Genomic DNA, 10,280 nt, shown 5'->3' with positions numbered 1-10,280 from the left:
GGAGGACTACTGGCAAAAACGTATGCAAATTATCGGCAACGTCGTTATCGGCGTTGGAAACTACAAGTGTGTTTCACAAAATTTGGGACAATAACAATTCTTTACCATCCTTCATTTGAATAGTGATTTTATCCTCATATACGAGGATTGAATCAACAACCTTATGGATATACACCTTGATCTTTTTATCATCCATTTCCCCTATAATGAACTCTTTGAAGAGTAATTCAAAATTGACCGATTCATCTGACTTATATAAACTTTCTGTCAATGAATTTAATTTTCTCTTTAATTCATCCCTCTGGTTCTTATAAGTTTTAGCCATAGTTGTAAATTGGTCATCATCAATACTTTCATTCAGAAGCATCGCAGAAAGTTTTTTCTCGTGTTTTTCAATCTTTTCCAATTCCAACTTGATCTCATTGATCTCAACCTCAAGATCAGAATTGTTATTGAGAAGTAAAAACTCATCTATAATAACTTTGACCAATAAAGGATAAGTAACCTCATATAAACATCCGCTATCAGAAAAATAGGACAATCCAAACAAATTATCTCTCAATTCGTGGTAGCAGAAAACCTGATCGGAAGAATTGTATCTGATCTTTTGATGAAACTCTCTTTCAACTTTATCACGGCAGGTAAAATACTTCATATTACCTGTTGAATGAACCATAAGAGTTTTCCCACAGTACCCACATTTCAACATCCCGGTCAGAGTATATACATGACCTTTTTTCTCTCTTGTTTTACTCGGCTTGGATTTTAATACATCCTGAACTTTGAACCAATCCCCTTTACTGATTAAAGGGATCTGACCAAAACATTTTGATTCAATCAATTCATTTTTTGAATTATAGCACATTCCACAGTATTCAGGGCGTGAAGCAATCCTTTTAAGATGAGCCGGTTGAAGTTCATTTCTTCGTGGCATCCTATAGTTTTTATTGATATAAGAGGTTACAAATTCATAGGAGTTACCTTCTTTCAGCAACTCAAAAATCTTCTTAATCGCCATCTCTTCATCTTTATTGATTTCATAGCGTTGTTTTCCTAATTGAGTATATCCCAACATCAACGCTTTTCCGCCAATAGTCCATCCTTCATCTTTCAACTTTTTCAAGGATGCTTTGGATTTCTGAGTTCTTACCAAAATCGCCTGACTTTCAACTTGGTTTTGAATTGAAAGAATCAATGAGTCATTGAAGGTTTCAGTATTGATTATACCACCTTTGACCGTATGAATTTTGATCTTATTGAGGATCAGGTTTTGATGGATGTAACTTTCCAAAAAGGATGCTGAGAGCGGTCGGTAAAGTCGGGTAATATCATCTATGATAATTACATCCACTTCGTGTAACCTTTTGAAGAGTGATCCTAAACCGCTCCGGTATTGTTTTGAAGGTGTTGTTTTTTCAGAGTACCATCTTTGAAAAGCGAGGTCTCTTTCCGCCACATTTTCAGCACCCACAGGAAAACATCTTCCAGAGGTGTTATAGTCACTGAAGACTTCCACAATATTGATACCTTCCTTTGTGGCGTATCTTTTACAGTTCTCTATTTGAACATCAATAGAAAGACTGGTTTCTGTACCGCCTGAGGATTGGCGGGCGTAAATGAATCCTTTCATAACTTTCCTTTCTCTTAATTCTTACAATATAACAATTTGGAGAAGGAAGTAAACTATTATTTCTAAAAAACGAATCCAGGGTTTCATATTTTAGGGATAACATAAGTTTTCGGTTATTCCTAAAATACAAATCCAACGGCCGCGGCATGACCATCATGGCCGATCCGGACATGCCGGATACCGATGCATGGGTGATCGATCCCGCCGGTTTCGGCATGAGCAGCCTCAAGGGCCGGTCGATCACCGATACCGATGCGACCCCGAAGGGATTCGACGGCATCAAGCGCATGGCGCTCGGGGAACTCACCTTCGTGTTCCGCAATGCCGCCCAGCGGCTGTGCCGGATCAAGAATCTCAAGGCGAGCGCAACCGCACTTGCCGAGCTGAAAGCCGCCGAGTAAGCGATCATGACTGAAGCGATCGCAGAACTGGCTTCCGCCGCCGACGCCTATTTCCGGGACGGACTCGAAGGCGACGAGTGGAGCGGCCATCAGCCCGAATTCAGGCGCCGGGCGCTGATTTCGGCGCAGCGCGCTCTCGCGGCCCTGCTGAGCGCGCCGGAACTTGACCTGACCCGGCCTGAACTGAAGCACGCCTGCTTTGAACAGGCCCTTCATCAGCTGCGCCATCCGCCCCGCCCGCCGGAGCCGCAGCTGATTTCCGAGGAGATCTCCGGGCTGGGACGCCGCAGCTGGGCGGAGCTGCCCGTTTCCGCACCTCCCGAGATCGCGCCCCGGGCGATGCAGCTGCTCGCTTCGGTGTTGAACGGCTGCCGCCGTCTCAATCGCGGCTGATCCTTTTCTCTCCCGTCCCCATTGCAACCGCATCGGAACGGGAGAGTTTTTCTTTCCGGATTTCGGACTCTCTTTCCTTTTGTATTTTCCATATTTAAATAACCTCCTGTCGGCAAGTTAGCCTAAAACCACATAATACCGGCCAAGACCCGCCTGAGAGATTTTTTTCTCTATTCCGCCGATGAACTTTTTTTGTTGCAAAAAAATCGAAAACCGGCTGGAAAAAGGTTTGAAAATGACGCTGCACCGGTTATATTACTGCCTTAAGTTCCAAATAATCAGGTTTCATGAACGACGTTCCAAAACAGTTTATTTATAACTGTTTTGCTTACAATCGGGGATAAGTCGGGGGGCTTTCCCTGAGGCGGCGGCGATCCGGCGGGGGTTGCGATCGGCGGTAACGGTTCGGTTTCGGAACATGGTAAAATTTAATGCATACAAAAATACAAAAGGGTTCCAGACAATGTTCTTACGGAAAAGTCCATTCTCCGTGCGGACGGCCGGAGGCGTAGCTTCCGCCGTCGCGTTGACCGCTTCCTCGCTGTTCGCCTCCGATGTCTCCGTGCCGGTCGAGCAGAAACCGGAGCTCGTGGTCCGCACCGAAGAAGACATGGTGCGCGGCAAGGAAAATGTCCGCACCGTGATGCAGGAATTGACCGATCTCTTTTCCGATGACGCGCCGGCTCCGCAGGTGGCCGCCGCCGCCAAACCGATCGAAGAACCGTATGCGAAAATCATCCCGGGCACGGACGGCCGTTCCACGCTGGTCTTCCGCCCGCGCTTCACCTCCTCCAAGCAGCTCTTCAAGGCGATCGACGGCATCATCACCGGCGCGACGCTGGTGGAGCCGCTGGATGAGCAGAACGTGCTGGTGCTGAGCGGTCCGAGCGACGCGGTCGAAAACTATCGCAGCATCATGCTCGCGATGGATGTGCCTTCCTCGCAGATCCTGATCGAAGCGAAGATCGTGGAGGTGATGTTCAGCGACGGCATGCAGCGCAATCTGTCGATCAGTTATGCGCACAAGGGGCGCGGTTCGATCGGGGCGACCACGGAAGTGCCGGGCCAGTCCAGCCAGCCGACCACCGGCATGGGCGGCAACTGGAAGCCGATTGCCGGCAAGGATACGCTGGACATTGCGTTCCAGTGGCTGCTGACTGCACAGGACGCCAAGGTGCTCTCCTCTCCGAACATCCTGATCTCCCGCAATGAGGTCAGCCGGATCGTGACCGGTGAGGAAATCCCGATTCAGGAGGCGAACAGCACCGGCAACACGCTGTCGCTGAGCACCAAGTTCAAAAGTGTCGGCGTGACGCTGGAAGTCGAACCGAGCATGATCAACCGCGACAATGTGACGCTGCGGGTGTACCCGAAGGTGTCGAACGTGATCCGGTATGAGAACGTTTCCGCCGGCGGTGATACCTCTTACCCGGTGCCGGTGATTTCGGCGCGGAGCGTCGAAACCTACCTGCGGATGCAGGACAAGCAAGTGGTGATGATGGGAGGCCTCTACAGCCGGAACGATTCGCTTTCGCAGCAGCGCGTGCCGATCCTCAGCGACCTGCCGTTGATCGGCGAGCTGTTCACCGGCAAGAACCTGACCAAGGAAGTGACCCAGCTGATCTTCTTCCTGAAAATCCATATCATCTCTCCGGAACAGGTGGCCAGCGGCGTGTTCTACGATCCCGACCGTTCGGCGAAGGTCAGCGAAACGCTCGGCAAGATCATCGAGTATTCCGACGCGATTCCGCTGCGCGAAACCTCGGCGAAGGAGCTGGTCAAGGAGTTCCGTGACGCCCAGCCCGGCGAAGCCGAAGCACGCCGCGCCGCTTTCAAGAACACGCCGATCATGGATCGCATGTCCGACGATGCCGCCGAAGTGCCGGAAGAACCCGTCGATCCCAATACTCCGGGGGTGATCCGGCCGCAGCCGCTGCCGGAAAAGACCGAACCGGCCAAGCCCGCCGAGGCCGCTCCGGCGGCGGTTCCGGTCGGGGAAGAACCGGCCAAACCGGCTCAGGACGCGAAGCCGGCTCCGGCTGAAGAAAAGAACACGCAGACCGCTCCGGCGGCAGCCGCAACCAACGGACAGGCGAAATAATGAAGTTCAAGCGCAAAAAAATCACCACCTGGGTGACGGCGCTGGTCATTCTGGGCGCCGCCGCCGGAGCTTACTGGGGCTGGTATGTTCCCCGGCAGAGGGCCGCCGACGCCGCCGCCAAAAAGAAACTGGCGACGGACGGCGGAGACAAGGACCGCACCTACAAAGTGCGCCGCGACGACCTGGTGATCGGCCTGATGCAGGGCGGTTACATCAACGCCAATAAAAAGCACAAGCTGGCGCTGCAGGCCAACTACCGCACCCAGCTGCTGTGGGTCATCGACGAAAACAGCAAGGTCAAAGCCGGCGACGTGATGGCTAAATTTGAAACCGACAGCCTGAAGGAGAAGATTGAGGATCTTGAAATCGAGGCCCTCAATCTTCAGAAGGAGCTCGACCTGGCGCGCGAAAACGCGAAGATTCAGGAGAGCACCAACGCGGTGGATCTCCAGTCGGCGGAGGAAGCCCTTTCGCAGGCGGACGACGCGCTGCGCAAATACCGCCGGTTTGAGCGGACCAGCAAGCGCGATGAACTGGACCTGGCGATCGACACCGCGCAAAGCAATCTGGACAAGGCGCGCACCGATTACGAAACTGCCCGTGATGCGGAGGTCGATGCGAAATCCGGCGAGGACGCCGATGAAAAGAAACGCCAGTCGCTGAAAGATGCGCAGGCCAAAATCGACGAGGCGGAAAACAAGCTCGCAACCGCGGAGGACAACCGCAAGGTGTTCCGCCGCTACGACCATCCGAGCAAGATGACCCGGTTGCTGAACGCGCTGGAACAGGCGAAATTGAATTTGCGCAAGACGAAGATTTCGACCGAATCCAAGATGATCCAGCAGGTCAAATCGATCGAAAACCTGCGGCGGCGGCTGCGGCGCACCAATGAACAGCTCAACCGCTACAAGGAGTATATGACCCAGATGGTGCTGATCGCCCCGGTGGACGGCGTCGTGATCTACGGCGACCCGGACAACCGCTGGAGCCGGCTGGATGTGAAGCCCGGCATCGACGTCGGCAAGGGCCAGATTCTGATCACCATCCCGGAAATGTCCAACCTGATCGTGGACTTCGACCTGCCGGAGCAGTACCGTTCCAAGCTGAAAATCGGCGACCGCGCGGTGATTTCCCCGGATTCCCTGCCGGGAGAAAAGTTCGAAGGCCAGATCAGTCACATCGACACGCTTCCGGTCAACCTGGTCAACTGGGACAGCTCCTCGCCGAAAATCTACAAGTCGAAGATCCGGTTCGACAAGCAGTCGCCGCGTCTCGTCAACGGCATGAGCGTGCAGATCAGCGTGGTCACCAAGACGATTCCGCAGACGCTCTTCGTGCCGGTGGAAGCTGTGTTTGAAGACAGCGACCGCTTCTTTGTCTACGTTGCCGGCTTGACCGGTTCCAAGGAGGTCGATGTGGAGATCGGCGAATCCAACGACAACTTCGTCCAGATCAAAAGCGGCCTGGAAGAGGGCGACGTGGTCTATTTGTACCGGCCCTACCAGAAAAAGCAGGATTCCAAGTAATGGCCGAATCCGGGAAAAGCAGTGATATCGTCCGCCTGGTCGATATCCGGAAGACCTACATCACCGGCGAATTGCAGGTCCCGGTGCTGAAGGGGATCAACGCGACGGTCTGCCGGGGAGAGTTCGTCGGCTTCATCGGTACCTCCGGTTCCGGCAAGTCGACGCTGCTGAACATCCTCGGCATGCTCGACGTGCCCACCGGCGGCCAGTACTATCTGGAGGATATCGAAGTGAGCCAGTTCTCCGATGTGGAACAGGCGACGATCCGCAACCTGAAAATCGGCTTTATCTTCCAGAGCTTCAATCTGTTTCCGCACCTGACGGTCGAGCAGAATATCGAAGTGCCGATGCTCTATGCGCGGGTGCCGGGGCGGATCCGCTCGAAGCGGGCGCTGGACCTGGCGAAGCGGGTCGGGCTCGGCCACCGTCTCGGCCACCGCCCGACCCAGCTCTCCGGCGGCGAATGCCAGCGCATCGCCATCGCGCGCGCCCTGAGCAACAACCCGGCCTTCATCCTCGCTGACGAACCGACCGGCAACCTTGACGAAAAGACCAGCAACGAGATCATGAAGCTCTTTCACGAATTGAACCGCGAGCAGGGAGTGACCATTGTGATGGTGACCCACAACCCGTCGCTGGGACCGCACTACGACAAGATCATCCGCCTGCGCGACGGCCGCATCGACAATACTTTGTTCGAGTGGGAAATCGCTGCGCAGAAGAAAGAAAGCGAGGCCGCCAGATGATGCTCGTCCGCGACCTTTTTTCGATGTCGATCCACAATCTGCTGCTGCATAAGGTGCGGTCGATCCTGACCTCGCTCGGCGTGATTTTCGGCGTCGGCAGCGTGATTGCGATGCTTGCGATTTCCGAAGGAGCGAAGCAGTCGGCGCTGGCGCAGATCGAAGCGATGGGGATTGACAAGATCATCGTGTTTTCGCAGCGCCCCCCGATCAACAGCCGCAGCGAAAGTTCGGACAATGCGAGCGTGATGGAGCGTTTCGGCCTGACCGACCGTGACGCCACGCATATTTCGCGGATGGACAACGTCGAGGAGATCACCGCGTTGTTCGACGCCCGCAAGAAGGTGCTCAAGGGATTGCAGCGCACCGACCTCAAGCTGATCGGCTGCGACTACCGGTTCCTGGAGGACTCTTCCGCGAAACTTGAAAAGGGCCGCTGGTTTTCCCCGGCGGACTTCAAGAACAACGCGAATGTCTGCGTGATCGGCAAAAATGTGAAGCGCAAGCTCTTCGCTCTCGGCAACACCAACGTCGTCGGCAGCACGATCCGCATCGAGGACGAGGTTTACAAAATCGTCGGCATCCTCAACAACGAATACGGCACCCAGTACCCGGAAATCGGCGGCCAGAACGACATGATCCTGATTCCGATGAGCACGGCCAAGGCGAAATTCAAGGATTACACCTTCTACCGGGAAGGCCGGCAGTACAAGATCACGCGGGTTGAATACGACCTGTTCCTGATCCGTGTGGCCGACACCCAGTATATCGACAATACCGCCAAGCGTGTCTCCAGCTATCTGGAAAAGCTCCATTCCGACACCAAGGACTGGGGCATGGTGGTTCCGTTCGAACTGCTGAAGCAGCGCGAGCAGACGCAGAACATCTTCACGATCGTAATGGGATCGATCGCCAGCATTTCGCTGGTGGTCGGCGGCATCGGCATCATGAACATCATGCTCGCGAGCGTGTTCGAACGCCGCAAGGAGATCGGAACCCGGCGCGCGCTCGGCGCGCAGAAGTCGGACATTCTGCTCCAGTTCCTGATCGAAACCGTGTTCCTGACCACGTCGGGCGGAGTGCTCGGCATCCTGACCGGCGTCGGAATCGCACGGACAATCACCTACTACAGCGGCATGCCGACCGTCTATTCGATCTGGAGCATCGCGCTGTCGCTGGTCATCTCGTGTCTGGTCGGTGTGATTTTCGGAACCTATCCGGCTTATAAGGCAGCCCAGCAGAATCCGATCACGGTTCTGCGCGCGGAATAGCGGAGAACGGAATGCGCAAGACGATATGGATCACATTGCTGACGCTGGCGACCGTCACCGGCTGGTTCGCCCCCGCTCCGGAGGCGCAGGCGATCGACCCGGTGACCATCGCGATCCTCGCTCCCGCCGCGATGCGCATGGCCGAGACGGCGCAGCCCTATGTGATTCAGGGAATTGCCGGCGGGGCGCAGGGGCTTGCGCAGATGGGAATGGCGGCTTTCAAGATTCTGTACATCCCGTGGGGAGTGGTGCAGTGTACGCTCGGACTGCCGCTGGGGGGGCTTTCCTCCGGTGTGGCGAACATCTGCGAAGGAGGGGCGGCTCCTTTCGAGCTGCTTTTTCACACGATCATGTTTCCGGTCCGGTGTTTCGGAGTGGGAGTGTAACGGGAGGCGGGGGGATTATGGAGCTGCATATCTTCAACGGGGATTGTGCTTTCGAGGCTTGGCGGAGTTCCGGCGGAACTGCCGCGGCGCTGGTCTGGCGCGAGAACTATCTGGAGGGAAGGATTCCCGGCAAAGCTGTGCCGCCGGAGGAGTTCGAGCGGATCCGCGCGGAGGAACTCCACCGGCTGATGCCGGAGCTGGACCGGGAGAAAATTCTTGCCGAACTGCGCAAAATGGATCAGGCCGTCGCCGGGTTGTCCGGCCGGGATTCCGTATTTTTATGGTTTGATGCCTGTATGTACGACCAGATCATGCTGTCGCGGATCCTCTTTCTGCTGGAAAATACCCCGGCCCGCGTTTTTCTGGTCTGCGAGGATGTGGTCTGGGGGGAGCATCCGGAACTGTTTGTGGAAAAGAAGCCCGAGGCGCGTCTGCTCTCCGGGGCGGATCTCAGGCTTTTCGCCTCCGCATGGGAGGCGGTGGCGGAAGGCGAAGAAACACTCCGGCGCTTTCCGGCGGGGGAAGGCGCCGGCCGCTTTCCATTTCTGGCGAAGGCGCTGGCGCGATACCGGGAGGAGTTTCCCGGAGCGGACGGCCTCGGCAGAAGCGAACGGCAACTGCTGGAAATCATCCGCTCCGGCAAACACTCCGGCCCCGAAATATTCCGGGCGGCGGGAGCCTGTGAAGAGCATCCGTTCATGGGCGATACGATGTGCCGGCGGCTGCTGGAGGGACTGGCCGCCCGGCGGCTGATCGAAATCCGGCCCGGCGGGGATTCGGTGAGATACCTGCCGGCGGGACGGTAGGGCCGGGCGGACGCGGTTCAGGCTCCCGCTTTGATCAGCAGCGCGAGGCCGGCGAGGAAAACCACGAACATGCCGATATTCAGCGCGTGCGAGATGCGGGGAGCGCCTTTGAATTCCTTCCAGATCAGGATTCCCCACAGCGCGGCCACCAGCGTCGCCCCCTGGCCCAGCCCGTAGGAGATCGCCGGGCCGGCTTTGCCGGCGGCGACCAGGTTCAGCACGTTGCCGATCCCCCAGATGCAGCCGCCGAGCAGCCCGACGAAGTGAATCGGCACTCCGCCGCGGAAGTAGGCCGAAAGCGGCAGCGGCTTGCCGGAGACCGGCCTTTTCATCGCGATCGTGTTGAATACGAAGGTGCTCAGGAAGATGCCGAGCGCGAAGATGAAAAATGCCGAGTAAGGCGTCAGCTTTCCCGCCGCCGGTGCGGTGAAATTCATATCCATCGAGGCCGCGACGAAACGGTAGAAGAACGCCATCAGCACGCCGCAGACCACCGCGAGCACGATTCCCTTCATCGGCACCTTCCGGCCGCCGCTCTCCTTGAGTTTGTACGCGAATGCGTTCATCAGAATGGCGATTGCGATCAGGGCGACGCCGGAGAAAAGCAGCACCGGGTCCCCGTGGGGATCGCCGAGATGGTTCACCACCACGCCGAGAATCAGCGCGAGGCCGATCCCGACCGGAAACGCCACCGACATCCCCGCGATCGAGATCGCCGCCGACAGCAGCAGATTGGCGGCGTTGAACACCACGCCTCCGGCGAACGCGCTGCCGATGTACCGCCAGTCCGCCTGCCGCAGGTCCGGCAGGAAACTCCTGCCCTCCGCGCCGAAGCTGCCGAGCGTGAGTCCGGCCAGAATGCTCAGCAGCAGAACGCCGAGCACGTAGTCCCAGTAGAAAAGCTCATAGCGCCAGTTCCGCCCGGCCAGTTTCTGGGTGTTTCCCCAGGAACCCCAGCAGAGCATCGTGATTACGCAGAAAAAAACGGCGAGGCCGTAGTCTTTGACGAAAAACATGGTTCAC

10 protein-coding genes are annotated in these 10,280 nt (G+C 56.1%); 8 read left to right on the top strand and 2 right to left on the bottom strand.

Annotated elements, in window-relative coordinates:
* Positions 1-73: 73 nt before the first annotated feature.
* The gene (locus C8D82_RS16325) at positions 74-1,630 is read right to left on the bottom strand and encodes a recombinase family protein (RefSeq protein WP_116885358.1); all 1,557 of its coding nucleotides are present in this window, start codon (positions 1,628-1,630) and stop codon (positions 74-76) included.
* Between the two features lie 155 nt (positions 1,631-1,785).
* Here C8D82_RS16325 and C8D82_RS16320 point away from each other — a divergent pair, with 155 nt between their 5' ends.
* The 8 genes from C8D82_RS16320 (at position 1,786) to C8D82_RS16290 (ending at position 9,257) form a co-directional block, all read left to right on the top strand.
* Positions 1,786-2,031 (top strand): SU10 major capsid protein, encoded by a 246-nt coding sequence (locus C8D82_RS16320; protein ID WP_116885357.1) that lies wholly within the window; start codon positions 1,786-1,788, stop codon positions 2,029-2,031.
* A 6-nt stretch (positions 2,032-2,037) separates the two neighbouring features.
* Entirely contained in the window at positions 2,038-2,424 is a 387-nt protein-coding gene (locus tag C8D82_RS16315; protein WP_116885356.1) for a hypothetical protein, read from the top strand.
* A gap of 490 nt (positions 2,425-2,914) precedes the next feature.
* Complete coding sequence (locus tag C8D82_RS16310; RefSeq protein ID WP_165833137.1) at positions 2,915-4,525, top strand: type II secretion system protein GspD; 1,611 nt, start codon at positions 2,915-2,917, stop codon at positions 4,523-4,525.
* The gene (locus C8D82_RS16305) at positions 4,525-6,051 is read left to right on the top strand and encodes an efflux RND transporter periplasmic adaptor subunit (RefSeq protein WP_116885354.1); all 1,527 of its coding nucleotides are present in this window, start codon (positions 4,525-4,527) and stop codon (positions 6,049-6,051) included. Before C8D82_RS16310 ends, C8D82_RS16305 begins: the two co-directional genes overlap by 1 nt.
* The gene (locus C8D82_RS16300; protein WP_206212583.1) at positions 6,051-6,797 is read left to right on the top strand and encodes an ABC transporter ATP-binding protein; all 747 of its coding nucleotides are present in this window, start codon (positions 6,051-6,053) and stop codon (positions 6,795-6,797) included. Before C8D82_RS16305 ends, C8D82_RS16300 begins: the two co-directional genes overlap by 1 nt.
* Entirely contained in the window at positions 6,794-8,065 is a 1,272-nt protein-coding gene (locus C8D82_RS16295) for an ABC transporter permease (RefSeq protein ID WP_116885353.1), read from the top strand. The genes C8D82_RS16300 and C8D82_RS16295 overlap by 4 nt, the downstream gene beginning before the upstream one ends.
* 11 nt (positions 8,066-8,076) lie before the next feature.
* Positions 8,077-8,451: a hypothetical protein gene (locus C8D82_RS21350; RefSeq protein ID WP_165833136.1), complete on the top strand. Its 375-nt coding sequence runs from the start codon at positions 8,077-8,079 to the stop codon at positions 8,449-8,451.
* Between the two features lie 17 nt (positions 8,452-8,468).
* Positions 8,469-9,257 carry a DUF1835 domain-containing protein gene (locus C8D82_RS16290; protein WP_165833135.1) on the top strand — a complete coding sequence of 263 codons (789 nt, stop codon included), beginning with the start codon at positions 8,469-8,471 and terminating at the stop codon, positions 9,255-9,257.
* A gap of 17 nt (positions 9,258-9,274) precedes the next feature.
* Here C8D82_RS16290 and C8D82_RS16285 read toward each other — a convergent pair whose 3' ends face one another.
* A complete protein-coding gene (locus C8D82_RS16285; protein ID WP_116885351.1) occupies positions 9,275-10,273 on the bottom strand; it encodes a GRP family sugar transporter in 999 nt (332 codons plus the stop codon).
* Positions 10,274-10,280 lie beyond the last annotated feature (7 nt).

The sequence above is a fragment of the Victivallis vadensis genome (assembly GCF_003096415.1).
GTDB classification, from domain to species: domain Bacteria; phylum Verrucomicrobiota; class Lentisphaeria; order Victivallales; family Victivallaceae; genus Victivallis; species Victivallis vadensis.
This window is presented reverse-complemented; position numbering and strand designations above follow the sequence as displayed.

Bases quoted from the DNA above. Each gene is read 5' to 3' on its own strand.
- C8D82_RS16325 (WP_116885358.1), bottom strand. From the start codon at position 1,630: ATGAAAGGATTCATTTACGCCCGCCAATCCTCAGGCGGTACAGAAACC.
- C8D82_RS16320 (WP_116885357.1), top strand. From the start codon at position 1,786: ATGGCCGATCCGGACATGCCGGATACCGATGCATGGGTGATCGATCCC.
- C8D82_RS16315 (WP_116885356.1), top strand. From the start codon at position 2,038: ATGACTGAAGCGATCGCAGAACTGGCTTCCGCCGCCGACGCCTATTTC.
- C8D82_RS16305 (WP_116885354.1), top strand. From the start codon at position 4,525: ATGAAGTTCAAGCGCAAAAAAATCACCACCTGGGTGACGGCGCTGGTC.
- C8D82_RS16300 (WP_206212583.1), top strand. From the start codon at position 6,051: ATGGCCGAATCCGGGAAAAGCAGTGATATCGTCCGCCTGGTCGATATC.
- C8D82_RS16295 (WP_116885353.1), top strand. From the start codon at position 6,794: ATGATGCTCGTCCGCGACCTTTTTTCGATGTCGATCCACAATCTGCTG.
- C8D82_RS21350 (WP_165833136.1), top strand. From the start codon at position 8,077: ATGCGCAAGACGATATGGATCACATTGCTGACGCTGGCGACCGTCACC.
- C8D82_RS16290 (WP_165833135.1), top strand. From the start codon at position 8,469: ATGGAGCTGCATATCTTCAACGGGGATTGTGCTTTCGAGGCTTGGCGG.
- C8D82_RS16285 (WP_116885351.1), bottom strand. From the start codon at position 10,273: ATGTTTTTCGTCAAAGACTACGGCCTCGCCGTTTTTTTCTGCGTAATC.